Below are 25,211 nucleotides of genomic sequence, written 5' to 3'. Positions count from 1 at the left end.
TCAGAACAGCACGCCGAGGCGGGCCGAATAGATCGACGGATCGCTATTGCCGAGCTGGGAGACCATCATTTCGGCCGAACCCTCCAGGTTCATTTGGGCGTTGGCCGTGCGGAACAGCAAAGCGCCGATCTGGGCCCCGACGTTGAAGCCGAAATTGCGATCGCCGGGAATGGCGCCGTAGGCGAGGCCGAGCCCGCCGCCGACATAGGGCGAGAAGTCGGTCGGGGACGCGTACAGATTGGCGCCCATCGACACGTTGCCCAAGGTGGCCCGATCGAAATCCGAGGCGACCTCGCCTAGGGCCTTGATGGCCGCGAACTTGTTCACCTCCCAGAGGCGGCCCACGTAGAGGTCATAGGCCGGCGTACGCTCGTCGATATTGCCGAATCCCGCGGGGCCGAAGCCGGCCGTGGAAAAGCGCTTGGCCTCCCGGCGATTCTGCAGCACCTTGGTGTCTTCGGGCGCGATGCGGCCGACTTCATGGGAAGTGTCCGGAGGGGCATAGGTCGAATCCTTGATCACTGTGCTGCTGCCTCCGATCACGGGTTCCCTCGGGGTGGCCCCGGTCCCCGCCGGCGGCACTACGTGTTTGACGGTGTCCGGCGCAACGCCCGGAGTCCGCACGGTTCCTGGCGCTCCTGATTCCGTGCCGTCGCCTTGTACGGTGATGTTCGTTTGGCTCTGTCCGGCCGCATGGCCCAGGCACAGGACCGAAACAGCCAGAGCCGCCGAAAAGATGGTCTTGGTTATGGGTCGCGTCATCGGATCCTCCTCGAAAGGGATGTTAATCCGAATAACAGTTTTTCCCGCGGGCAGGAAAAGTGGCGTCGATTTCCCTTACGGAATGCCGGGATTCCCTTCCGCGCGGGCCGCGATTGCGCGCGATTCCGTCAGTGGTGGCTGCCCTGGGTATGATCGAGAGTGACCTGGTAATAGCCCACATCCGAGCCGCGGTGAACGGTGATCGGTATCGTATCGGTGGTTCCCTTGGCGACCGTGATGACCTGCGATTGCTGGCCTTGGAAAACCGCCAACCCGTCGATGGTAACCAGGGTGGTACCTTGGGAAGCGGTGGCGAGGAACGAAACGGTATCCTTATCCGGATCCATGTAGAGGTTGTAGAACGTTTGTTGGGGGGTGAACTCGGTGCCCAGGCGCCCCGTCGAAGGGACCAGCGAGAGAAGCGAGACTCCCTGCGGCAAGGTCGGGAAAACGACGATGCGGTATTCGCGGGTCGAAGGCGTACCGGTGCTGGTATCGGTGACGTGGGCGATAATCGTTTCCGGGGTATTGCCGATCTTTACGAACTTCGTCGCTTGGCCCGAAATCGCGGGGCTGCCATTGAAGTCGATAGAGGCGCCCTGGTACGCCGTCACCAAGATGAAGTTCAAGGAGTCCATCTTCTCCGGCATCTTGACCTGATAATTCAGGGAATCCTTTTCGAAGTCCGGGGTCATGGCGCCAACCGAAGGGGTCAGGGATTTAAGCCAGTTCTGGGGAACGAGCGGACCGACCGAATCGTGGAGCACGGACGGGCGATCGGGCGGAGGGGCGTAAAAGATCCGGGTTTGCAGGGCTATCTGGTTCGCTTTGATGCCCATGACCCGGATGATGAACCGGTTCGTCCCTAACGCATTGATGTCATATGCCGGGATATCCGAGGCTGGCGCGAGGAGGCGATTGTTCCAAAGCGTCGTCAGGAATTTGTCCGGCTTGTCGCGGTCGAAAACATCCACTTGCACGAGGTCATATCGCTTCAGGGAATCGTCCAGCTGCAAGTACAGCAGATTTTGCGCCGGCGGGGGATCGACGGTTTGGCAACCGGCATAAGCCAGCGCTGCAGCCAGCAGCAAGGCGTACCAAGCGTATGCGGACAAGCGCGCTTTCATGGTTTGTCCGTCACCACGATGCGATTGGGAGGAGGCGCGGAGGGATGGGCTTTGGACATATAAAGGTAGCCAACGGCGCCGGCCGAGGCCCCGGCCAAACCAGCCACGCCGGCCCAAATCATCCATTGCGTTCCGCTCTTACGCTCTATGCCCACGTTATCGGTATCCCCGAAGGATTTCGCCGTTCGCTCGCGCTTGGTGTCGATGGGGCCGCCGATCTCGTAAAACTGGCCTTGGAGTTCGCGCCCCCGCGCTTCGAATACCTTGGGATCGAAACCGCCGGCGCGGCGCGAGGAGAGACCCAAGCGTTTGGCCATCTGCGAGCTACGGGGCGCGGAGCCCTCATCCTTCCATCCCGGGCGGGCGGCTTGGGCGCTGTCGGATGGGGCGGGTCGCGAGCCGGTTCCGAGACCCAGGTTTTGGGCTCTTACTCTGGGGGATCCGCATAGAGCGACAGCCAGAACGGCCAGCCAGCCGATGCCCGATCCTTTTTTCATCTCTTTGCGCTTTCCCCGCGGGGATTCCAGGCCAAAGCCTCGATCCCTCCGGGATTATAAGATAATGCGGGTCCCTGATTTCGAATTCGAGGAATTTGAGGAAACGGAACAGAATCCCGGAAAAATCGGTCGAACCGGCGCCAAACCGGGGGCAAGGAGACATTTCTGGTGGTCCCCTAAAGCCAATTGCGGCGGGGTTCTACCTTTCCGGCATGTCCGAAACTTCGCCTTCTATCGCTTCCGAACGTTCCGATGGCGCTTCTCAGCTTGCCGGGACCCATGTTCTGCTCGACACCCCCGGCTTCGTTCTTGATCGGAGCGGCCGGTTCCTGCGAGCCCGCTTCAAAAAACCCCATCTGGTCCTATCCACCTCGCATGTGAACGGCGGCCAGCGGGAGGACCTTTCCTGGCTGGTCAACCACCAGAGCAGCGAGGGCAAGGGGCATATGGAACGCCATGAGGCGCTGACCTCGCGCGGGCAGGCGGATTACCATGGCGTGGCATGCGCGGAAGCGGGAGCGCCGCCCGGGCAGACCGCCTTGATGGGCACCGCGGCGGATATGCAGTACGCGGCCGTGCGCGAAGCCGCCTTCGGCGAGACGCGCGTGTGGGCGGCGGCCACCGCGGGCGTGCAGGGGAACGCGGGGCGTGCGGGAGATCCCGCCAAGTGGGACGAGGTAGGCGGCGCCTGGAAGCCCGTCCACGCCGTCCCGGGCACCATCAACATCATGCTTTTCTTCGATGCGCCGCTGCTTCCGGCCGCGCTGACGCGCGCCGTGGCCACCCTGACCGAAGCCAAGACCGCGGCTTTATTGGACCTGGCCGTGCCTAGCCGGTATTCCGCGGGGCTCGCGACCGGGACCGGGACCGATCAGTATTGCCTGGCCGCTCCGATCGATGGCACGACGCCGCCGCGCACTTGGACGGGAAAGCACGCCAAGCTGGGCGAATTGCTGGCGACCGCGGTGATCGACGCCGTGAAGGAAGCCCTGCGTTGGCAGAACGGACTCGATCCTTCGCGTACCCGGCATCTGGTCCATGCCTTGGGCCGTTTCGGCGTGGAAGCGGCGGACCTGCGCCAACGGGCCGGCGCGCATCTATCCGAATCGGACCGGGCGTTGTTGGAAGCCAACTTCGAAGCGGTGGTGCACCAGCCGCAGGCCGCCGGCGCCGCCTACGCCCTGGCCGCCGTCGTGGACCGTATCACGCACGGTACCCTGCCGGAAGCGGCGGGAGCCGAGCAGTGCGCATCCCAGGCGGCGCTCTTCGCCGCCGGTTTGGCGGCCAAGCCCGAAGCCTTTCCCGCCTTCCGCTCGGCCTTGCTTCCCTGGGCCTCATCCGGCGTACCGGAGTTGATCGCGCGCGCCTTGGCCCTGGGTTGGGCCGCGAAATGGAAATGAGATGGCCTGGCTGCGCGATCCTTATGTTTTCATGCTACTGGCCTTGGCGCTCGACTTGGGGTTCGGCGATCCGGCCTATCCCTGGCATCCCGTCCGCCTGATCGGGCGCGCTCTGGCGCTGGGCGAGCAGGGGCTGCGGGCGGCCAAGGTGGACGGACGGTTCGGAGGCTTCCTGCTCTTCCTTTGGCTCGCGGCCGTTTGCGGCGGCGGCGCCTGGCTGATAGGGGCGGCCTTGCGCGCCCTAGGCGCGCGCGCCTTCGGTCCCGCCGGCGCGGAGGCCTGCGCCTTCGCATGGGCCTTGTTCCTGGCCTACAGCCTGCTGGCCTTGGGCGATTTGGCCGCCCATGGGCGGCGCATCGCGCGGGCATCGGCCCGGGGCGATCTGGCCGCGGCCCGCGTCGCGGCCGCCATGCTGGTGGGCCGCGATACCGATAGGATGGATGCGCCCGCTTGCGATCGGGCGGCGGTGGAAAGCATCGCCGAGAACCTGGTCGACGGGGTGATCTCCCCTTTGTTCTGGTTCGCGCTCCTGGGCCTGCCCGGCCTGGTGGCTTTCAAGATCGCCAGCACCATGGATTCCATGGTCGGCTATAAGAACGAGCGTTACCTGAGATTCGGTTGGTTCGGGGCGCGCCTGGACGACGTTATGAATTGGATCCCGGCCCGATTGTCGGTCCCTCTGCTGTCGGCGGCCGCCGCCTTGGTGCCGGGTTGTTCCCCGCGCGCCTGTTGGCGCAGCGCCTTGGCCCAGCACGCCTTGCTGCCCGGGCCCAACAAGGGCTGGAGCGAAACGGCGGCGGCCGGGGCGTTGCGGATCCGCTTGGCGGGCCCGATCTGGAAGGACGGGAAGCAGGTCAATGATCTATGGATCGGGCCGCCGGAAGCGCCCGAAGGCGGGCGTCCGGGAGACGTAACACGCATGATACGGTTGGCCTATTTGTCCACGGCATTGTTCCTGCTCTTGGCGGCGGCCTGGCGCTGGGCGGGATGGATGCCTCGCGCATACTGAATGAAACGATCGGCCCCGCGCATGGAGGCCCGTCCCAGGGCGTCCCGTCCCGCGGGTAGCTCGGCAGCGGTAATCGGAACCGGCGCGATGAGGCCCGTGGTGCCCGGAACCGACACGCGCAAGGAACGCGAATGGCAAACGGCCTGGCCCCCATTGTCCAGGCATAGCCGGATGACGAGGTTGCCCGACTCCGAGTGCTTCAGCAATATCCCGTCGGCGAGGACGGCCGTGTCCAGGCCCGGTCCCGTGAAGGTCCAGAGCCAATGCAAGGTCGAATCGGGCGAAGCCCGCAAGGCGGCCACGTTGGCGATGGCCGGCCGGTAGGCGAGGGGAGCCATCCCGTCCCAAACGGAATCGGAAGGCAAGCTGAATAGGGGATCGGGAATGGCCTCCTGAATCGTGACATGGACATCGCGGACGCGGGTGGAATCGGAATAGACGGCGGTGAAGCGGAAGACCATGCCGGTATCGCCCGCGACGCGCGGCAAAGCGATCCGTAAATCCTTTTGCTCCGGATCGAGGATGCGCACCGCGGGACCGGAGACCAGGGACCAGGCGAAGCTGGACGCGCAATCGGCTTGGGCCCGGAGCGAGATGATGCCGCTTTCGGGCGCGGAGGTGTCCGGCGAAACGGAGTAGCGCATGATGCAGGCCGAGGTCTTCTTCACGACGGGAATGGCTTGCCCGGGCTTCTGGTTTTGGTACAACAGCTTCATCCAATCACCCGAGCGGGCTGCCGTGGAGATCTCCGGTTCGTCCAACTTGCCCTGGTAATATTGGCCGCGGGCCGAGTTGGAGCGGCCCAGGTAGCAGAGGCTCCGGACCACGCCGGTAATGGCGTCGGCGATGGTATCCGTCATCACCGGAACCCCGTCCTTATAAAGTTTCACGGACTTGCCGATCACGGTTACGCCCACCATCTGCCATTGGTTCAGGACCAGTTGGCCGGGCGCGTTCACGGCGGAATGGTTCGCCCCCGCGTAGTTGTGGAAGGCCAAACCGGAAGTCGTGTCCCAACGCCCCAACACGATATTATCCGCGCTCTCGCCATTGCCCAGATCGAGCAGGTGCGACCATTGCTTGGCGGCGGTAGGGTAGGCCCAGGCCGTGAAGGTCATGCCTCCGGTCAATCCGGTATAGCCTGCGCCCACGTCGAGGTAATCGCCGTCGGCATTCCCGTTCAGGCTATCGGCCCCGGCGATCACGCCCGCGGTGGCCTCGTTCCCGTCGTATCGGGACGGCACGGCCGGGTTCCCTCCCGTGGCGTTAGGCCGCGCAGCGCTCGCGCTCCCGCCCAGATGCCATGCGGACAGATATCCGTTCGTCGCGCCGAACACCGCGGCCGGATTCGAATTGTCCGCGGCCGAGGCATTGCCCCAGTACATGCGGATGGCTTGCGCGGCATCGCCGCCGCGGATGGTGTCCACCTTCACCCATACTTCCGCGGCATGGAGGTTGGGATCCCAACGCTCGATCTCGTACGGAAGCGGCGTACCGTCCGGCTTGGCGAAGCGGATGTCCCGGCCATCGGGCCGGGCCTGGGTGAAGTCGAAATTGGACGCCGTGAGGCGCACCAGGAGCGGGAACCCGATCACGGTGGACGGGACCCCGGCTCCCGCCGGGGAAGTGTTGAGCGTCAGGTCGGTAACGTCCGCCCATGCGGAAAGATCTTCGGCGGCGGCGGCAGGGCGGTAAGCGAGGCAAGCGAAAGCGAAGGCGGCACGGAAGACGGCGCGGGTTAACCGGTTTTCCATATGTATTGGCGATACCCGCATGCGGTGCCGGAATCGCCCCCTCGGCCCTCAAGGTATGCGGCCATCCCTCCCGAAACCTGGAGGTGTTAGAGGGCTGACCACATTTTTAGGCCCCCTTCCCTCCGCCACGTAATGCCTGCGGCCTTTTTACCGGACGACTACGATATCCATCGGGGGTAGACCCAAATCGATAGCCGTGGCGGCCTTCTCCTTGAAGGTGTCCAGCGCAAAAAGCCTCAGCCCTTTCTTCCGATCGCCCACGCACAGGGTATTGGTCCCCGCATCCACGGCCAGCCCTCCGCCCGCATAGGGGTCCAGATCGACGATGGAGGTAACGGATTTGTCGGACAAGGAAAACGCCTCCACGCGATCGGCCGCGGTCATTCCCAGATTGAAGATCAGCTTGCCGTCGTTCAGCACGAGCCGGCCCACGTTGCCGCCCAGATCCGCTTCCGTCGCCAGTATCGTCGCGTCTCCTAAAGCAGGATTGTACGCGACGATGCCGCCATCGAGCTTCGGCTGGTAGGTCTCATCCGTATATTCCCCCACGCAAGGCACATACAACTTGCCGGTCCCGGCATCATAGGTGATCCCCTGCGGATTCGCAAAGGGCAGGGTGATGGCCTTGTCCACCGCGCGCCTCTGGACGTTGATCTTCAAGAGCTTGGGATCGGCATGGGGCTTGTCCAGCGGATCCTGGGTATCGAGGTTTTGCACGACGGCATACAGATCGTCTCCCGCGAAACTTAGCGCACCGGCTTCCGCGAAGCCGTCGCTGTCGGCGTAGGCGTGGATATCGATGCCGCCCACCTGGTTCCCGCTGGCCTGATCGAAAACCAGGATGGAGTCGTAGGCCAGGAAACTGACGTATAGCAAGCCGTCTTTCGCTTCCACGTCTTGCGGGTTGGAGAGCGTCGGGAACTTCACCGCCAGGACCACCTTCAAAATGGTCTTATCCACCACCATCAGGTTATCGCGCCCCAGGCGATTGATCACGAAAATGTCGGAACCGCCATGGAAGCGGACGGCCACGTCCGAATGGATGGCCTGGATATCCGGCAGCGCCGTCCCGCTGGTGAGCCCGTAGGCGGCATAGGATCCGGTTTTATAATCCGACGTGGCGGCGAATACGTATGCGGCGTCCGGAAGGGCCGCATCGGCCTTTTCGTCCTTGCTCAGGCACGCTGTCATAACGGAGGCGGCAGCGGCCAGGAGGCCGAGCCGGGTTCGGAGTGAGAGGCTGGGGGACATGAGGGATCCTTTCGGGTTTGGGAATTCAGAGTTCCGCTTGCACCGTCGCCGCGAAGCTACGGCCCGGAAGCGGGAAGTTGAAGAAATCGAATTCGTGCTGATCGAATACGTTGCGGACGCCGGCGGCCAGGAGCCAGCGGCTCCGGCGCCAGGAAAGGTCGAGATCGCAACGCGCCTGCCACTGGGTGCTATGGCTGTAGCTATCGAACAGGCTGGGCAGGTTGGCGGCGTTGGGATAAGCGAGCCCCTGATAGTAGGCGGAAGCTCCCAAGGCCCAGCCGCGCGCGGTCAGGACCTGCCGGAAAGAGGCCTGGAAGTCGGGACGGTAGGGGATCCGCAAGTCGCCCAACCATTCGCTTCCCTCGGCGGCGCGTTGCAGGGTGAGATCGATTTCGCTGCGCGACCACGGTACCGGCGCGGCGGAAACGCGGGCCTCCGCGCCCAAGATGCGGGCCCGCCCGGTGTTCTTATAGACCAGCACGTAGCGCGAGTTCTGTTCCAAGGTGATGAGGTTGCGCTGGGCCGCGGCGAAAACGCTTAACTCCGCCGACCACTTGCTCCCGCCCGCATGCGCCCCGGCCGAACCGTTGTATCCCGATTCCGGTCCCAGGAAGGCGTTGCCCTTCACCGTTCCCCGGTCCCCGAATAATTCCAGGAAGGTCGGTTGCCGCGCGGCCTGCCCGCCTTCGGCGAAGAGCCAGCGGTTTTCGTCGAGGTGGTACTGATAACCCAACCGCAGAAGCGCTCGCCGGTCCCATCTTTCGCCTGGCAAGAAGCTTCCGTCGTACGCGAAGACGCGGGCCGCATTCTGCTCATCCAGGTTGAGGACGATATCGAGGGAGGCCTGCCAGGCATGCCTCCCGTGCGTGAAGGAGGGCGTAAACTTCCCTTCGCCCGTGTACCGGAAAACCCCGGGATAGGCGCGGTCCGCTATGCGGTTGGAATAGAAGTAGGCGCCGGCGCCGTAGCCGCCCAGGGCCGCCAATCCCCAGCCTCCGCCCAGATCGAGGCGGGCCCGCAGATCGGCGCGGCCATCGAGGTAAAGATCGCGATCCTCGTTATCCCCTAGGTCGATGGCCCCGCGCCCGGTGTCGAGATAAACCTGCCGCAACCACGAGCCGGACAGATCCAAGGAAGCTTCGTCCTGCCCGCGGGCCCAGCGTCCGCGTCCATGCAGGGATGCCTTGTCGGTGGTTAAGTCCGTGTTGATGCTTACGGTGGAATCGACTCCCGCGTAGGGCGCCGGGATGCGCTTGTCCAGGTCGGAAAGATCGGCTTGCAAGCCCAACTCCGCCTCGGCGTTGGGATGCCAGGACAAATCGCCGGCCACATCGGTGAGCGCATGCGCGTTGTTGGTCCTGAGCTTGCGGATCAAATCATCCGGGCCCAGCCTTTCCGCGCCCTCGGGATGGCGTCCCGGTTTGTATTCCAGCCCGCCATCGTCGTAGAAGGGGAAATCGCCGTCGGCTTGATCGCGGGCCGCCTGCAAGCGGCCGCGCCAGGCGCCCGCCGCCAGCTCGGCCGTCCCGTTGGCCTTGAAGGACCCGAAGGATCCCGCCCCCATGGCCGCCCGCAATCCGGGCCCGCCGGGCGCCGCATCCCGGGTGATGATATTGATGGCCCCGCCCATGGGAGCGCCGGGCAGATCTTCCGGGGCCAGGCCCTTATAGACTTCCACGCGTTCCACGCGCGACAGGTCCCAATCCGAGAGATAAAGCGATGCGTCGCTCGCTTGGTTCTGCAACACGCCGTTGACATAGACCTGCACCTGGGACTCCGAGGCTCCGCGCAAGGAGACCCCGAGGTAATCGCCCAGTTCCCCCGCGCGCATCACGTGCACGCCGGCCAGGCGTTGCAGCATGTCCCCCAGATTGCCCAGTTGCCGATCCACGTCGGTGGGGATGATCACGGCCTTGGAGGCCGTGGGCTTACGCAGGGCTTGGGATCGGGAGGCGGGTAGGGTAAGGGTATCGATGGGGCGGGCGGTATCGGAGCCGCGCAGGGCGTTGGGCCCCATGGACCCGGTCGACGCGCCGGTCCCGTCCTGGGCGAAACCTAGGGCGGCAAATGCGTACGCCAGGAGGGCGGGAATGCGCCAACCCGGAATGGAACGCGATGTCCGGACGCGCGGGACGCACGCCATGAAGAGCTCCTGCGACGGGGGACCGGGATCTGCGCCAGGCCACCGCGAAGGGATGATGGAACCGCAGGGCTTTCAATGCCCATGGGCTCCCGGAGCCGGCGCCTACAAGAAAACGGGAAACGCGGGGCCGAAAAGGGGGACCCCGGGATTTCCGTCGACCTTGACAGCGCAGGTCAACCAGATCCCTTGCAGGTGAGTCTTCTGGCTCGCGGGTCCAGGCCCGGAAGATCCGGGCCAACCTACTCCTTCCCCTTCCCGGCCGCCCTTTGGGGCGGTGACCAGTGGGTGGGCGCTGTCGCTTACGCGCCAGCTCCTTGAAGTTTCGTACCGCTTACAGCGACGAGCTCGCTTCCGATTCGCACGGAATTCCTCGTTATGCGATGAGCAATCACTGCGTGACTGCTCATTTAGGAGCATCGGCCGCGAGGCCGATCCTCCACGATCCCGGTTTTCCGGGTCGCTCCCTGCAAGGCGGAGGGAAAGGTATAATGCGCGGCAGCCGGCTGTCTAGTTCGAAGGTTCCGGAATCTTCGCCTCTTCTTTACTTGCCGTTTCGGGATATGCCTATATTGGAGGAAACCGGCCGCTTACCGGCACTTTTAAGGCGCAATGGGAAGAGACCCGAAGCTTTCCGATCCCCAGGTTCCCGCGGAATTGTCCGCGATCGCCTTTGGGGAAATCCTGAAACGAATAGACTCCCCTTTCATCGTTTTCGCGCCGGACGGCGAAAAGCGCTATGCCAATGACGCCGCCGCGCGGCTGATCGGATTCGCCTCGGCGGCGGAATACCTCGCCGTCTCCAACCAGGAGGCGATGTCCCGCCTCGAGTTCTTCGACGAAGCGATGGAGCCGCTGCCCGTCGATCGTCTGCCGGGAAACCAGGCCTTGGCGGGCCGCCCCGGGCCCGCGCGCCTGGTGGGCCACCGTATGTTGCCCGACGGGCAACTCCGTTGGGCGCTGGTCAAGTCCACTCCCATCCCCGCCGCCAACGGCGGCCCAGGCATGGTGGTCACCATCATGCAGGATGTCACCGCCATCAAGCAGGCCCAAGTGGACCTGGCCCGCATGCGCGACGATCAGGCCGCCATGCTGCGCCTGATGGAGACCGGCTGCACGGCGCAGGACGCGACCGGCAAGTTGGTATACGCCAATGCCGCGGCCGTCCGTTACCTGGGCTTCCCCGACGAAGAGACCTTGCTCGGCAGCGATCTCCGTTTCGTGAACGAACGTTTCGAACTGCTGGATGACGAAGGCAAGGTAATGGATCCGGAACGGCTGCCCGGCCGCCGGGCCCTGCAGGGGGAAACCGTGCGCGGGGAAATCCTGGGATACCGGGTCCGCGCCACCGGCGAGGAACATTGGTCCATGATCAACGCCTCGCCGCTCTTCGATGAGGACGGTAAGGTGCGCCTGGCCATCAACGTCTTCACGGACATCACCGAGATGCGCAAGGCCCAGGCCTCGGTGGAAAAGCACATGCGTTACCTGGACGGGCTGAACCGGGTTTCGGGCGCCCTGCAACGCACCCTGGACGTGGAAAATGCGCTACCTGCCTCGCTCTCCCGCCTCCTCGAAGTCTTCAATTGCGATCGCGTCTGGCTGATCCAACGTTCCGACGGGGACGGGAGCTATCGCATCCCCTTTTCCGCGGAAAGCTCTGAGGCCGTCCCGCTCCGCGCCGCTCCTAAAATGCTCTCCGATGGCGCCGGCTTCGGCGAAATCGCAGCGGCTTGCGCGGCCACCGAAGAGCCCCTCGTGTTCGGCCGCGAGCGGCCCCTGCCCAATCCGGGATTCTGGCGCGAATCCATGGGCGTGGGATCCCTTAAGGCGATCTCGGTGCGGCCCCAGGTGGGGCTTCCCTGGATCCTTTGCCTATTGCGCCAGCCCGCTTCCGATCCCTGGCGCGGCGAGGATTTCGCGATGTTCAAGGACATCGCCGCGCGCATCGCCACCGCGCTGGCGTCCATGATCCTGTATCGGGATCTCAGGCGCAGCGAGGAAAAGCACCGCACCCTTTTCGAACGCTCCTTGGACGGCATCTTCCGCATCGCCCAGGACGGCTCCGTCCTCGACGCAAATCCGGCCATGGTGGCCATGCTCGGTTACGCGGATCGCGCTGGGCTGATCGGAACCCGGCAATCCTTGCTCCTTCCGGCCGGCGGCGATGCCGCGGCCCATGGCGATGGCGGGGAGACCTTCGTGGTGGAACTGCCTCGCCGGGACGGGGCGACCGTATGGGCGGAAGTGAACGCCCAGGCCATCAAGCGCCAGAGCGGCGAGATCGCTTATTACGAAGGCATCGTCCGCAACATCAACGATCGCAAGCGCGCGGAGGACGCCCTCAAGGCGAGCGAAGAGAAACTGCGCCAAGCCCAGAAGATGGAGGCCGTAGGGCGCCTCGCCGGCGGCGTCGCCCACGACTTCAACAACCTGCTTACCGCCATCAACGGCTTCAGCGATCTGCTGCTGATGTCCATCGCCAAGGACGACCCGCGCCGCGCGCACCTGGAAGAGATCCGCAAGGCCGGCGGGCGCGCCGCGGCCCTCACCGGCCAGCTCCTCTCCTTCAGCCGCAAGCAGGTGCTGGCCCCGCGCCTGATTGACTTGAACGGGGTGGTCAAGGGCATGGAGACCATGCTGCGCCGGCTGATCGGCGAGGACATCACCCTCATCACCGAGCTCGATCCCCAGCTTAAGAAAGTGGTCGCCGATTCCAACCAGATGGAACAAGTGATCTTGAACCTGGTCTTGAACGCGCGCGACGCGATGCCCGGCGGCGGGGAATTGCGCGTCGTCACGGCGAACCGCGCCTTGCGGGAAGAGGACCGCGATCGGGCCGTGCTGGACGTGCCGGTGGGGGATTACGCCAGCTTAAGCGTGCGGGACACGGGTACCGGTATGGATGCGGAGACCCAGGCCCGCCTATTCGAACCCTTCTTCACCACCAAGCCCAAGGATAAAGGGACCGGGTTGGGGCTATCGACCGTGTACGGCGCGATCAAGCAGGCGGGCGGAACCCTCATCGTCACCAGCGATCCGGGAACCGGTTCGGAATTCTCGATTTTCCTTCCCGAGGCCCCCAAGGGCGCGAATAGGACGGGCCGCGACAATCTGCGGGGCCAAGCCCTGCGGTCGGCCGGAGGGACCGAGACCATCCTGTTGGTCGAGGACGAGGATGCGGTGCGGCGCCTGGCGCGCGACGTTCTCGAATCGGCCGGCTACACGGTGCACGAGGCGCCGGGTGGCGAGCAGGCGCTGGAGTTGGCCGAGCGGCTCAAGGACCGGACCATCCACCTTTTGCTCACCGACGTGGTGATGGGCGGCATCAGCGGCCGGGAACTGGCCGAGCGCCTCAGGGCCAAGCGCCCGGGAACCCGCGTGCTTTATATGTCAGGGTATACGGAGGACGCCATCATCCGCCATGGGGTCTATACGGCCCAGGCGGCCTTCATCGGCAAGCCCTTCAGTCCGGTGTCGCTGACCGCGAAGGTGCGCGATGTGCTGGATGCGGTAGACGCGAAGGTGAAGACGGGAGATTGACGAAGAAAAAGGGTACAGGGTAAAGGGTTAAGGGTTAAGTGTTAGGCGTAGAGCCTATCTTGGTTTTCCTGTACCCTTAACCCTTACCCCTTTACCCTAATCCTGATCGACCAAGCTGTACCCTAACCCCGATCGACCAAGCTCTACTTCCTCGCCTTGTCCTTCTCGATCATCGCATACGCCGAATGGTTGTGGATGGATTCGAAATTCTCCGACTCCACGACGTATTTCGAGATGCGCTTATCCTGGTTGAGCAGATGGGCCGCATCGCGCACCATATCCTCGACGAACTTCGGGTTATCGTAAGCGCGCTCGGTCACGTACTTCTCGTCCGGCCGCTTCAAGAGGCCGTACAGTTCGCAAGAAGCTACCGACTCCACCAAATCGATGATGTCCTCGATCCAGACGAAGTGCTTCCCGGGGGCGATGCGGACCGTCACGGTTACGTGCGACCGCTGGTTATGGGCCCCATACGCGGAAATCTTCTTCGAGCATGGGCAAAGGCTGGTCACGGGGACGACCACTTTCAGCTCCATGCAGGGCTTGCCGTCGCGGATCTCGCCGTTGAAGGTGACCTCGTAATCCATCAGGCTTTTCACCCCCGAAACCGGGGCCGCCTTGTTCACGAAGTAGGGGAAGGTCATCTCGATGTTGCCCGACTCCGAGTTCAGCTTCTCCATCATTTCGGGGAGCATTTCCTTGAACGATTCCACGGTGATTTCCTGCGCCCGGGCGTTCAGGATCTCGACGAAGCGGGACATATGCGTCCCTTTGAAATTGTGGGGCAGGTACACGTACATGTTGAAGGTGGCGATGGTATGCTGTTCGCCGCCGGTGCGATCCTTCACGCGCACGGGATGGCGGATGGCCTTGATGCCCACCTTGTCGATATCGATGCGCCGGGTATCTTCCAGGTTCTGTACGTCCGCGATGGACGCGATGGCGGTCCCGTTCAGGGGCGGGGCGACCTTGGCGTTCTTAGAGGGCTTGACCATGGGGATTCTCCGGCTGGCCGCCGGGCTTGGCGGCGAAATGGGATAGGGAAGAAATAAAATAACAACTTCCCCGAGGGACTACAGTGGTCCGCGCGGCTACACGGCGCGCGCGATTGCGGCTATATTGCCACCGTTTCCGGAATGATACCGTTATGAACTCTTTCCTGATTTGGTTCGGCATCCTGCCGGTCGTCGGATTCCTGGCCCTGGGCGGGCGCGGCCAGCAACGGCGGGCGCTCTGGGGCGCGCTGGCCTTCGGGGCCCTGGAGCTCGGCTATAGCCTGGCCGTCGCCGGCATCGACTACCTGACCGTATCCAGCTTCATCATCATGGCGGTCTTCATCGCCATGTCCTTGCGTACCCACGACGATACCGCCGCGATCATGCTCTTCGCCTGGGTCGTGCTGCACAAGGCCATGCTCCTGGACGCGGCCGAGAAGTACGTCGGGCTGGATAAGCTGGCGGCCATGAATCCGGAGATGGATAAGGATCAGCTCAGCGACTTCCTCCGCGTCCTGAGCCTGCACGTTCCCGTGTGGATGGTCCTGCACGCCTTCCTCACCGTCCACGCCGCGCGCTACTGGAGCCGTTGGGCCTGGGCCTTGGTCTACCTGCCCGGCCTCTTCGTCGCTTTGATCCTGGCGGCCATTTCCGCCCAGGTGGCCATCCGCTAAGGGCCGCTCATTCGGGCGCGCCCGCTGAAGGCCGCCTACGGGATGGTTGCCTCCACGGAGGCCCCGGAGAAATCGCCGCCGTTCGTGCCTTCGCGACCGCCGGTCCCGACCACGCGCACCACGTATTCCACGCGCGTCCCGGACGCCAGGCCCGAAACGTCATCGGAATATTCCGTAACGGAGATCACGGAAGAAGAATCCAGGGCCACGCGCTCCGGGGAAAGGCGCAGGACGCGATAGCCCGCCAGCAGGGGATAGCGCGTAACCGGGTCCCAGGACAGGTTGATGCGGTCGCGGGTCGCGCCCGCCAACCTCAAGGAAGCGATGCGCGGCGGCGGAGCCATGGGGTTGTAGCGCGCTTTCACCACCGTCGGCACCCGGGCGGTATCCCCCGCCCGCACGATAATCGGAAGGGAGTCGGGCAGGAAATAGCCTTCGGGAACGGCGTATACGACCAGGGTATAGGATCCCGCCGGGATCCCGTTCAGCCGGAAGGCCCCTCCCGCCGGCGGGGATCCGTAATCGGTGAGGCCCGTGAACGGCGTGCCCGCCAAACCTACGCGGATATTCTCATCGCCCTTGAAAGGGGAGGTGATCCAAAGGGAATCCCGGGAGGCGGCGCCCGCGACCACGCCGGTCGCCGCGGGTCGAAGGGTATCCAAGCGCGCCCCGGCATTGCGCGGAGCCAACCCCATGGCCATACCGATGTCCGTTCCCGAAAGGACGCGGGCGACCACGGTGTACTTAGCGGCGCCTAAGCGGTCGAAGCGGTATCTCCCGGCCGCGTCGGAAGTCGCGCTGTCCAGCAAACGCACGCCCAGGGGAAGCGAATCGGGAGAGCCCGCCGCGGAGGGGATGAGGTATAAGGCCACGCGCGCCCCCGTAACCGGGGAGTTACCCTGGAGAACCGCGCCTTCCAGCACCCCTTCGCCGTCCGGGGGAGCGCCCGGGCCCGGGGCCAAGGAGGCCGCCGTGTCCGCGGGGCCGGCTTGGCCCAAAGGATTGATGGCTTGGACCGCATACCGGATCGGCGTCCCGGCCGCGATGCCCGCCAAGGTGTCCACGAAAACCGTATCCGGGCCGCGATGGATTTCGACGCCGTCGCGCGTTACCGCATACAGCACGGAAGCCCCGCCCGAAAGCGGTACCGCCCGCCAGGAAAGGCGGGCGATGCCGGCGGAGGAATCGATGGCGATGCGCAACCCGGCCACCGCAGGAGGTTCCCCGTACTGGCTCCATTCTAGTTCTACCAAGGGTAGTTTCGTCTCCGTCCCGGAAGCCACGGCCACGCCATCGAGGTAGCGCGTAAGGTAGTGCCCATCCTCCGCGGCGAAGGCAAGCCGATAGGTCCCCGCCGGTACTTTCTCGAGGGAGAAGAGGCCGGCCGTGTCGGTCTCGGTGGAGCGATCGGCATCCGCCAAGCGCACCAGGATTTTCTCGTCGCCGCGGATGCCGGCGGGCCGCGCATTCGGCCCCCGCGTCACGCGGCCGGTGATCCGGCCCGGTGGGGCTAGCGGTAAATCCCGGAGCAAGGTATCTCCCGGGGCGGAGATCACGAGTCCGCCGACCAGCGCGAAGGCGGCTTGGGCGCGATCGCGGCCTTCCAACGCGTAGGTTCCCGCCGCCAGGCCGTCGAAGCGGTAGCCGCCGTTGGTCCCCACGATTACGGAGTCCAACAGGCGAGGGCCGATGGGGGGCCGGGTATCGCCGGCCCCGGGCGCGGCGGCGGCGGGCAGAAGGAATAATTTCACCACGCCGGGCGCGGGGCGGCCTTGCGCGTCGATCTGGGTGCCGCGCAGATTGGGATTGCCGGTTTCGGTGGACGGCCCTTCTTGCAGGCATGAGCCGAGGCCTAAAGCGAGGCATATTGCCGCCGCCAGCGGGAGGAAGGCGGGTACCCTTGCGGTCATCATGTTTTGCCTCGCGTCCGCGTGAGCGGGAAAAGATGGAGGTTGAGTTGGTACACCATGTCCTCGCCGGAATCGGCCGAAGCGAGGGCCTGGATCCTTTTGCGGAAGGCGCGCAGCTCCGATTTGATGCGGCGGAAGCCCTCCTGGGAGATGCTCATGGTGACCCCGCTGATGTCCCGCGCAGGCGGGGGATGCTTATCGATGGAACGTTTGGCCAGTTCCATGGTGGCGCGGTGGAAGGTGGCCACGCCCAGCGCCGCCACTTCGTCCCCCGTGGTCAAGGCCGCTTCCTGCACCGCATACCGGCCGTGGGCATCGCGGGCGAGCAGTCCCAATCGGAGCAGCAATTCCACCGAGTCGCGCGCTTGCTTGCCCGTCAGCGGCGGATCGAGCAGTTTGCCCAGCCGTTCCCAATCCTCTTCCCCGCCGACCTTGGGGAAGGGCTCCAGCACCGGCAGAAGCGAACGCAGCGCGCTATGGTACCAGGCGGTGAGGTATTCGAACTGATCCTGCCGCAGGCGCTGATGGGCCCCGTACTTGCGGACTTCCGCCAAGCGGGCGTAGTAGCGTTCCTTTTCCGAATGCGTGCGGGCCTGATTGAGATGGACCAGGGAGGAAAAGTACTCTGCCTGTTTTTCGGAAAACCGGAAATATTCAGACAACTTACGGATGCCATCGTCGGACAAGTTGCGCTCGCCCCGCATCACCCGCATCAAGTAATCGCGAGCTTTGAATCCTGACTGCTCCGCCAACACGCGCAGGGAAAAATGCCCGTTGATGTGCTTCTTATGGGCGAACCAATCGGCCAAGAAACACCGGTAGTCGGTATAGGCGAAGAGCGGTTCCATGGCCGGCATCCCCGCAAGCATAAGCGCAACCCGTGACAACCACAAGGACATTTCTCGATCCCGGTCGGTTTATCAGACAACAGCCTCGTTTTTCCTGGAATTTCGGGGGGTGGGAGGGCACGAAAGCTATATTTGAAAAGGAGGCGCTGGTGGCGAAGGGCAAAATCCTGATCATGGACGACGAGGATTTGGTGCGATCCGTGGTCGGGAAAATGCTCGAGTACCTCGGCTACCAGGCGGTGATGGCTGCGAGCGGTGAAGATGCGATATCGCTTTATCAATCCCATCGCGCGGCCGGTCAGCCCTTCGATGCCGTCATCCTCGATTGGATGGTCCCGGGGGGCATGGACGGATTCAAGACCATGGAACGCCTGCGGGCCATCGATCCGGACGCCAAGGGGATCCTTTCCAGCGGGTATCCCGAGCAGGACGCGGCGGCGCGCACGGCGGCGGGATTCCTCGACGTGATCGGGAAGCCCTACGAGATCAAGACCTTGCGGGAGACCTTGGAACGAGTCCTGGGAAGCACGCCCGCCCTCTGAGGCGCCGGTATTCCGGGGCGCCCGCTTTCCTAAGCGCCCGCCTCGACCCCTTCACTCCGCCGGTAAGGGCCGGCCTAAATCCACTATCAGCAAGTCTTCCGCGCGGCCGTCCGGGTCGGGCTGCAGCACGGCCCGCAGCAAGGTGGCTTTTTCCAGCACTTGCAATTTGAAGGGAACGCTGGCGGCGGTGCGGTTCTGGAGTTTCACCACCAATTTGTTTTGTCCCACGTCTTTCACCTGCAATACGCGCCGGCCATTGTAGCTGGCCTCTCCCTGCGACCCCGCCGCGTAATCGGCTTGGAGCACGTCCGACAAGGAGCGGATCTGGAGGGAGTCGAGGCGGTATAGCTTCTCGCACGTGGGGGCGCTGGCCCGGAAGAAGATTTCCCGGCCGAACTTCCGGAAGATCAGGACTTGGCTCTTGTACCGCGGCGACTTTTCCAATTGCCGCTCGATTTCCTGGCAGCTCCGCTGCGAAAGCAACTGGCCGCTTTTCCCGCCCGACCGGGCGCCTTTGATGAGCCAGAATCCGGTGAGCCCCGAGAGCATGACCAGGCACATCCCGATTACGAGGATCTGGGGGAAGGACGATTTCTCCTGCAAGGCCACCAGGCGCGCCAGCTGCTCGTCCTTGGTCCGCGTCTCCTCCAGTTGATGCCGCAGGCTGGAGAGATCGTTCTTGGCGGTGCTCAACTCGCGGCGCGTCTCCACCAGGGTGCGCGTGGCCCGCATGACTTCCATCTCCAGGCGGATCTTCTCGTAGATGGCGTCCACCGAGGCCAGCGAATTCTCGATCTGGCGGATGTACATGGACGGGCCGTCGTAGCTGCACACGATGGACCGGAAGGTCATGAAGAGGGCCAGCAGCCTCTGCAGGTTGCGATCGGACTCGGGCGCGAGATTGCGCGTCAGCCGCATCTCGGCCAACGCCGCCGCGTCCATCCATTCCTCGATGGAATGGTAGACCCGTCCCACGGACCGGCTCGGCGATTCGTATTGGATGATGAACCGGCACAAGGCGGCCTTGAGATCGTTCAGCTTGATCTTGGCGCGATGCAAATCCACCAGGCTGCCTTGGGCGCGCGAGCGGAGATCGACGAACTCTTCGGCCAGGACGCGCTCGAAGCCGGGTTTGGCCCCTTGCGGCGAGGATCGTTCCAAGCGCCCTTGGAAAGATCCCATGGCCTCCAAGGTCAGATGGGCATCGCCCAGGGACGACTCGAGGTAGCTGTTGACATTAGTGAAGTTGTGGGCCTTCTCTTGCCCGAGGGATTGCAAGAGGGCGAAAACGAAGTTCCCGGCCTGCATGCGAGGCTCGAGGAACAGGCGGATTACGTCTGGAGCGGGCTGGATGACCTCGACCAGCTTCATGCGGCGCGACCCGGTATCTGCTGCATCCCTCTCCCGAAACCGGCGAAACGACAGTCTGCCGGTGTTTCAAATCGGTGTAGGTCTTTATAATAGATTGTTTTAACGGGTTCCGAAGGCCAATTGTTCGGCGGGATCCGGATAAACTAGTGGGGAAAACCTTTCCCTAATTTCGTCGGAAGCGCCGGCGTTCCTATCAGCGGAGCCGGCTCAGAACGTGAAGGTCACGCCCGGCACCCGATAGCGTACATCCGAGACATGGTGGTTCAGAACCACCGGCTCCGGCAGCGGAAAGGGATTCAGCGCCAGGCGATCGGTCCATTTCGCCGGCCTCGCCGCCCCGCGGTCCTCCATTCCCATGGTCAGGATGTCGGTGATCCAGTAGCCGGCCCAGGCGCCTCCCACCAGTAATGAGGTAATGCCCGCCTTCATGGCGTAATCCGATTGCCCACCATCGAAGACGAGGACGGCGATCCCGCCGCCCACCATGGTGCCCGCCAGGGCCCCGAGGCTGTTGTAAAGGCCGCGCTCCTTGCTGTCGTAACTGTCGCGGTAGTAGAACAAGCCCTCCATGAAACCTAAGGTTCCGCCCAGTAAGGCCGCTCCGAACCAGGGCCGCACCGAGCCGGCATCGGAGAGGGCGGCGATTTCCAGGCCCAGCGTTCCGCCCAAGGCGGTATGATCGAGAATGCCGGTGTTCACCCCGTCCGGGATGTTCTCCCCGCTGCGATATTGATCGGCCAGGAAATGCCCGGCAGTCGCCAGCGCCACCGCCTGCCCCAACCCCAAGCGGATGATGGGCTCTTGCGTACGCTCATTCACCTTTTCGTAATAGATGAAGGGCGAGAAGAAACCCAGCAGGCCGAAACCGAGGGCGAACTTGGATTCGATATCGATGCGGCCGGGTTGATCGACATGCGCATCGCCCAGCATGTACCCGCCGTAGATGCCCAAGGGATAGGTGAACAGGGTGGCGGTGGCGGCCACCTTCCAGGCGGCCTCCGCATCGTCCCAGGACATGAGCGCGAAGGGCAGGGCGTGCGACGCGTATAGGGACGCGAGGGACAAGTACGAGGTGCCCTTGGCATGGGCGTCCTCGAAGGGGCGGTTCTTGGCGAACCAGAAATGCGTTCCGAAGGCGAAGGGGGCGATGATCATGGGCGCGGCGACCTTGGCCCGCGTGCTTTGCACGTCGAAGGCGAGCGGCACCGAAAGCCCGTATACGTAGGTGCTGAGGAGCGTTTGGCTGCCGATGTAATACATGCGGTTCTTGCGCTGCGAAGACAAGCTGCGGCGCGAGCCCGGTTCCGGCTTGCGGGCTTGGGCCGGTGACGGTCCCGCGTCGGCTTCGGCGGAAAGGGATCGCGGTGACGATCCGCTATCGGCCGCGGGATGGGCCGAAGCGGCGGGGCCGGTAGTCGACAGCGGATCGGAGGCGGAGGATTTCCCGGCCCCCCCGGTTCCCTGGACGGGCGGCAGGGCGGATTCATCTGCAGAGGACCAGTGGATGGTCTTGAGGCCGAGATCGTTGGCTTCGGTCAAAAGCTTTTGCATCGGCTTGGAGCCGATCTCTTCTTTCAAGGCGCGCGTTTGGCCGGTGGCCGGATCGGCTACGGTAATCTTAAGGGTGGTGGCGGAGAGTTGTTCCAGGGCCACGACCGAATCGCTGGGTTCCATCTCGAAGAACACGGAGAGATGATCCTTCAGGGCGTTGGCGCGGGCGGCGGAGGCGCAGGCGAGGAAAACCGCGCATGCGAGCGCGAGGCGGAAGCAGAGCTTTTTGGGCATGGGGTAATATTTAAAAAATGCGCGAGGGCGAAAACGGATTCTAAGCGCGCTGGAGCCAGATTTCCCGCCAATAGGCGTTGATCCCGCGCGGGCAACCCAGGCGATCCGCCGTGCACTCCCCCGCGCAGGTCACCCCTTTCAGCTGGATGCACGGGTATTTCATGGCCAGCATCTTCCCGGTGGTTTCGTCGATGAGGCGTTCCACGCGCATTTCCACGGTGTAACGGTTGCCGCAATACTTCACCATCTCCTGATCGAACCACATGCCGCGATTGCGGCCTTGCACGTTGAGTGTCGCCCGGATCTCCTCCGGGGATTTCACCCGGACCGTGTCCCCGGCCTTGAGGCCCAACTCTTGATGGGGCGTGGCGCGATCGAGCGGGATGGTCCCCTTGGCATGGGGATACGGCCTTCCGCCCCGGATGCGTTGGAAGCCATCGTAGGCGCGCAACAGAAAGCCTTGCATTGATCTTAAGCGAAGCAGGTTCCGGAAGGTCCCGAAAGCGAGCATCTTGAGGACTCTTCCGGGGGAATGGTTCCGCGTCCAGACATCCATCAAGTATTGCCGGATGTCCCACCATCGCAAGGGCCGGGTCATTTCGGGGAGGGCCGTGGCCTGGCAGACCCAGATGGTGTTGGCATCGGCGGGCTGGGATCCGGGCGCGACCGCGGAAGCCCATACGGTCGCCTCCGCGCAGGGGGCGGATTTAGCCTCCACGGCCGGACGGCGCATAGGAATCGTCCGGGCCGGCCCGTCGGCCCTTTTCAACCAGGCTTCCTTCCAGAATAGCAGGCATCCTGCCTGGCAGCCTCCGTGCGCCCCCCCGTCGCAGCGGATCCCTTCCAGGTGGACGGCATTGGCGACCCGTCGGCTGCCTGTCTTGTTCACGGTATCGCAGGTCTTGTGCGCGACCTTCCCCACCCGGAACCGCCGGCCGCAATAGACCAGCATTTCTGGTTGGAAGGGCATGCCTTCCAGTCGCGAGCGCGAATCGAGGGTGGCGAGGATTTCTTCCTTTGGGCGGACGATGACCCATTCGCCGGCCTTGAGGCCGAGGCGCGGGATGGCGGATTCCCTGGTAAGCATGGGGGACCTGCTTGGTTTCGTGATTGCGGGTCAGATTAAGCGCGCCGGCGCGACGGCGACCTTTATAATTACGGCTTTGCGGGGAGGGAAGGCAAGTTCCACCGGAACAGGTGTTAGTTTTACGACATGGCAATCCGGCCCGATACGCGCTTCGTGGATCTCTTGCGCGATAAGGTAGGCTTAAGCGAAGGGGAGATCGATGCTTTCCTGGGGTACTGGCAAAGCCGGTGCGTCCGGAAAAAGGATCATTTCCTCCAGGCCGGGGAAATCTGCCGCGCGAAGGCCTATGTCAACAAGGGATGTTTTCGCAGGTACGTCATCAATGACCAAGGCAAGGAAAGCATCGTCAACTTCGCCACGGAAGACTGGTGGGTAGGCGATTTGGAAAGTTTCCTTTTCCAGAAGCCGACCATCTACTATGTCCAGGCCCTGGAAGACTCGGAGTTGCTGACCCTGCCGTTGGAAGAGTTCGCGCGCGTTAAGGAGGCTTTCCCCAAGTACGGGCAATTCCATGATGAAAAAATCCAGCGTAACCATTTCGCGACGCTGAAACGGATGTCCATCTCCAAAACCGGATCGCCCGAGGACAGGTATCTCTTGTTGTTCAAAGAGCAGCCCGGCCTGTTCCAACGCATCCCGTTGCATTATATCGCATCCTATCTCGGCATCGAACCGGAGTCCCTCAGCCGCATCCGGAGGCGCCTGGCGGGAAACCCCGAAAAATCTTAACCCAAGTCAAGGAGCGATCCTAACCCGAGTCAAGGGAATCCGCCACGCGGAGGCGTACCTTTCCTGTACGATTCGTAACGCCACGAACGTGAATGGAGGAATCGACATGGAAACCTTGACCCAATCCGCCCCGGCCCAAGCCCCCGCCCATCACCCCAATCCCGAGCACATCCTGAAAATCGGCATGGGGTTCTGGGCATCCAAGACCGTGCTTACCGCCGTAAACCTGAAATTGTTCACCTTGCTCGCGCGCAAACCCCTGACGGGGGAGGCGATCCGCCAAACCCTGGGGCTGCACCCCCGGGCTTACCTGGATTTCCTGGACGCGCTGGTCGCCTTGGGTTTCCTGAAGCGGGAGGGGATCGGCGCGGAAGGCGTCTACGCCAACGCACCGGATTCCGATTTCTTCCTGGACAAGAACAAGCCCGCCTACCTGGGCGGAGTCCTGGAGATGTCCAACAACCGGCTGTACCGGTTTTGGGGCGACTTGGAAACGGGTCTCAAGACGGGCTTGCCTCAGAATGAAGTGAAGGATCCCTCCGTAAGCGGGAACATATTCGATGCGGTATACGCCAATCCGGAAGCCTTGCAGGAGTTCCTGCAGGCCATGTCCGGAATCCAGATGGGCGCCTTCATGGCCCTGGCCGGCAAATTCGATTTTTCCGGTTACGCCACTTTTTGCGATGTGGGCGGCGCCAACGGCTCGCTTTCCATCGCCGTCGCGATGAACAATCCTTCCCTGCATTGCACCAGTTTCGATTTGCCCGCCGTGGAACCCATCGCGCAGGCCCATATCGCCAAGCGCAACCTGTCCTCCCGGGTGAAGACCGCCGCCGGGGATTTCTTCAAGCAAGCGCTTCCCAAGAGCGATGTGATCGCCATGGGCAACATCCTCCACGACTGGGGCGACCAGGAAAAGCTGACGCTGATGCGGAAGGCGTATGAAGCCCTGCCCAAGGGCGGCGCCTTCATCTGCGTCGAGAACATCATCGACAACGACCGCAGCGTGAACGCCTTCGGTTTGCTGATGTCCCTCAACATGCTGATCGAGACCAAGGCCGGAGCGGATTTCACCTTCAACGATTTCGACCGCCTGGCGCATCAAGCGGGGTTCTCCCGTACGGAGTGGATGCCTTTGGCCGGGCCTACCAGCGCGGCCATCGCCTTCCGCTGAACCCGATCCGGAAAAAAGGGGAGGGGCGCCCGGCGCTGCGAGCGCTGCGCCGGGCGATCGGGTTTCACCATGCCCGTGCAAATTGGAATTCGATCGGTTCCCCGCGCTCGTAGCTGCTGTCGAACTCGGTGCCGTCGGTGAGGCGGCCCGCGTAATGGACTTTCACCTTCGCGCCCGTTGTGTTCTATGGGGGGTGCGGATATACGAGCCGCAGCGCATCGTGCGCTGCGGAGATGTAAAATTTAAATAGTCGAATATTGAATACTTATTAAAGCCCGCGCTGTTAGTCTCCGGACGACGATAAATGCTGGAATTGGTTTTCGAACACACAGTCGGCAAGTTTTTCCGGTCCCCGATCGAACCTCCACCCTGACCATTTTTTATTGCGGATCGACGTTTGGCGGTACCGGCGAGTTTGGAAAAAATCTTCAAAATACTTACGCTTTTTCATGTGCTCACTTTGCTAATTCGGTTGCTTTCCCGTAAAAAGGCTACCCGGCTGAGGATCAACCCCAGGGCGGTCTAGGAGACCTCGAACTTGATGAATACAATTGTCAGAATTCGGTTCGCGGCTGGACTAGCCACATTGACGTTCCTCTCGGTTCCGCGGTCG

Annotated in this window: 20 protein-coding genes and 1 riboswitch; of the genes, 7 read left to right on the top strand and 13 right to left on the bottom strand. The window is 63.4% G+C overall.

Annotation, left to right across the window (positions count from 1 at the left end; translation table 11 throughout):
• The 3 genes from JF616_10180 to JF616_10170 all read right to left on the bottom strand — a co-directional run bounded on the left by JF616_10180 (nt 1) and on the right by JF616_10170 (nt 2,206).
• A complete protein-coding gene (locus tag JF616_10180) occupies nt 1-762 on the bottom strand; it encodes a hypothetical protein (GenBank protein MBW8888110.1) in 762 nt (253 codons plus the stop codon).
• Nucleotides 763-890: 128 nt separating this feature from the next.
• A complete protein-coding gene (locus tag JF616_10175; protein MBW8888109.1) occupies nt 891-1,889 on the bottom strand; it encodes a cadherin-like beta sandwich domain-containing protein in 999 nt (332 codons plus the stop codon).
• Nucleotides 1,886-2,206: a hypothetical protein gene (locus tag JF616_10170; GenBank protein MBW8888108.1), complete on the bottom strand. Its 321-nt coding sequence runs from the start codon at nt 2,204-2,206 to the stop codon at nt 1,886-1,888. Before JF616_10170 ends, JF616_10175 begins: the two co-directional genes overlap by 4 nt.
• A gap of 392 nt (nt 2,207-2,598) precedes the next feature.
• Between JF616_10170 and JF616_10165 the strand changes: the two genes are divergently transcribed.
• Together JF616_10165 and cobD are read left to right on the top strand one after the other, a co-directional pair.
• Nucleotides 2,599-3,786 carry an adenosylcobinamide amidohydrolase gene (locus JF616_10165; protein ID MBW8888107.1) on the top strand — a complete coding sequence of 396 codons (1,188 nt, stop codon included), beginning with the start codon at nt 2,599-2,601 and terminating at the stop codon, nt 3,784-3,786.
• A 31-nt stretch (nt 3,787-3,817) separates the two neighbouring features.
• Nucleotides 3,818-4,795: a cobalamin biosynthesis protein CobD gene (gene cobD / locus JF616_10160; protein MBW8888106.1), complete on the top strand. Its 978-nt coding sequence runs from the start codon at nt 3,818-3,820 to the stop codon at nt 4,793-4,795.
• Here the strand turns inward: cobD and JF616_10155 are convergent.
• From JF616_10155 to JF616_10145, 3 genes are all read right to left on the bottom strand, one after another.
• The gene (locus tag JF616_10155) at nt 4,720-6,549 is read right to left on the bottom strand and encodes a DUF2341 domain-containing protein (GenBank protein ID MBW8888105.1); all 1,830 of its coding nucleotides are present in this window, start codon (nt 6,547-6,549) and stop codon (nt 4,720-4,722) included. The two genes, cobD and JF616_10155, sit on opposite strands and share 76 nt — an antisense overlap.
• Nucleotides 6,550-6,696: 147 nt before the next feature.
• Nucleotides 6,697-7,800, bottom strand: coding sequence for a hypothetical protein (locus tag JF616_10150; GenBank protein MBW8888104.1), 1,104 nt, complete (start codon nt 7,798-7,800; stop codon nt 6,697-6,699).
• A gap of 25 nt (nt 7,801-7,825) precedes the next feature.
• Nucleotides 7,826-9,943, bottom strand: a complete 2,118-nt coding sequence (locus tag JF616_10145; GenBank protein MBW8888103.1) for a TonB-dependent receptor plug domain-containing protein — start codon at nt 9,941-9,943, stop codon at nt 7,826-7,828.
• 173 nt (nt 9,944-10,116) lie between these two features.
• A riboswitch (cobalamin riboswitch) is annotated at nt 10,117-10,353 on the bottom strand.
• Between the two features lie 199 nt (nt 10,354-10,552).
• On the opposite strand from JF616_10145, the gene JF616_10140 reads away from it, so the two are divergent.
• Nucleotides 10,553-13,483, top strand: coding sequence for a PAS domain S-box protein (locus JF616_10140; protein ID MBW8888102.1), 2,931 nt, complete (start codon nt 10,553-10,555; stop codon nt 13,481-13,483).
• Nucleotides 13,484-13,626: 143 nt separating this feature from the next.
• On the opposite strand, the gene JF616_10135 is transcribed toward JF616_10140, so the two are convergent.
• The gene (locus tag JF616_10135; protein MBW8888101.1) at nt 13,627-14,478 is read right to left on the bottom strand and encodes a GTP cyclohydrolase I FolE2; all 852 of its coding nucleotides are present in this window, start codon (nt 14,476-14,478) and stop codon (nt 13,627-13,629) included.
• A gap of 152 nt (nt 14,479-14,630) precedes the next feature.
• On the opposite strand from JF616_10135, the gene JF616_10130 reads away from it, so the two are divergent.
• A complete protein-coding gene (locus JF616_10130; GenBank protein ID MBW8888100.1) occupies nt 14,631-15,152 on the top strand; it encodes a hypothetical protein in 522 nt (173 codons plus the stop codon).
• 35 nt (nt 15,153-15,187) lie between these two features.
• Here the strand turns inward: JF616_10130 and JF616_10125 are convergent, their stop codons facing one another.
• Nucleotides 15,188-17,065, bottom strand: coding sequence for a carboxypeptidase regulatory-like domain-containing protein (locus JF616_10125; protein ID MBW8888099.1), 1,878 nt, complete (start codon nt 17,063-17,065; stop codon nt 15,188-15,190).
• Nucleotides 17,062-17,910: a TIGR02147 family protein gene (locus tag JF616_10120; GenBank protein MBW8888098.1), complete on the bottom strand. Its 849-nt coding sequence runs from the start codon at nt 17,908-17,910 to the stop codon at nt 17,062-17,064. Before JF616_10120 ends, JF616_10125 begins: the two co-directional genes overlap by 4 nt.
• 149 nt (nt 17,911-18,059) lie before the next feature.
• Here JF616_10120 and JF616_10115 point away from each other — a divergent pair, with 149 nt between their 5' ends.
• Nucleotides 18,060-18,452, top strand: a complete 393-nt coding sequence (locus JF616_10115; protein MBW8888097.1) for a response regulator — start codon at nt 18,060-18,062, stop codon at nt 18,450-18,452.
• A 51-nt stretch (nt 18,453-18,503) separates the two neighbouring features.
• On the opposite strand, the gene JF616_10110 is transcribed toward JF616_10115, so the two are convergent.
• The 3 genes from JF616_10110 to JF616_10100 form a co-directional block, all read right to left on the bottom strand.
• Nucleotides 18,504-19,823 (bottom strand): hypothetical protein, encoded by a 1,320-nt coding sequence (locus tag JF616_10110; GenBank protein MBW8888096.1) that lies wholly within the window; start codon nt 19,821-19,823, stop codon nt 18,504-18,506.
• Nucleotides 19,824-20,030: 207 nt separating this feature from the next.
• A complete protein-coding gene (locus JF616_10105) occupies nt 20,031-21,608 on the bottom strand; it encodes a hypothetical protein (protein ID MBW8888095.1) in 1,578 nt (525 codons plus the stop codon).
• A gap of 40 nt (nt 21,609-21,648) precedes the next feature.
• A complete protein-coding gene (locus tag JF616_10100; protein ID MBW8888094.1) occupies nt 21,649-22,695 on the bottom strand; it encodes a hypothetical protein in 1,047 nt (348 codons plus the stop codon).
• Nucleotides 22,696-22,821: 126 nt separating this feature from the next.
• On the opposite strand from JF616_10100, the gene JF616_10095 reads away from it, so the two are divergent.
• Together JF616_10095 and JF616_10090 are read left to right on the top strand one after the other, a co-directional pair.
• Nucleotides 22,822-23,424 (top strand): Crp/Fnr family transcriptional regulator, encoded by a 603-nt coding sequence (locus JF616_10095; GenBank protein ID MBW8888093.1) that lies wholly within the window; start codon nt 22,822-22,824, stop codon nt 23,422-23,424.
• Between the two features lie 106 nt (nt 23,425-23,530).
• Nucleotides 23,531-24,598, top strand: coding sequence for a methyltransferase (locus JF616_10090; GenBank protein ID MBW8888092.1), 1,068 nt, complete (start codon nt 23,531-23,533; stop codon nt 24,596-24,598).
• A gap of 64 nt (nt 24,599-24,662) precedes the next feature.
• On the opposite strand, the gene JF616_10085 is transcribed toward JF616_10090, so the two are convergent.
• Nucleotides 24,663-24,764, bottom strand: a complete 102-nt coding sequence (locus tag JF616_10085) for an FKBP-type peptidyl-prolyl cis-trans isomerase (protein ID MBW8888091.1) — start codon at nt 24,762-24,764, stop codon at nt 24,663-24,665.
• Between the last annotated feature and the right edge of the window lie 447 nt (nt 24,765-25,211).

This window comes from Fibrobacterota bacterium (assembly GCA_019509785.1).
In the GTDB taxonomy this organism is placed as follows: Bacteria; Fibrobacterota; Fibrobacteria; order UBA11236; family UBA11236; genus Chersky-265.
This window is presented reverse-complemented; position numbering and strand designations above follow the sequence as displayed.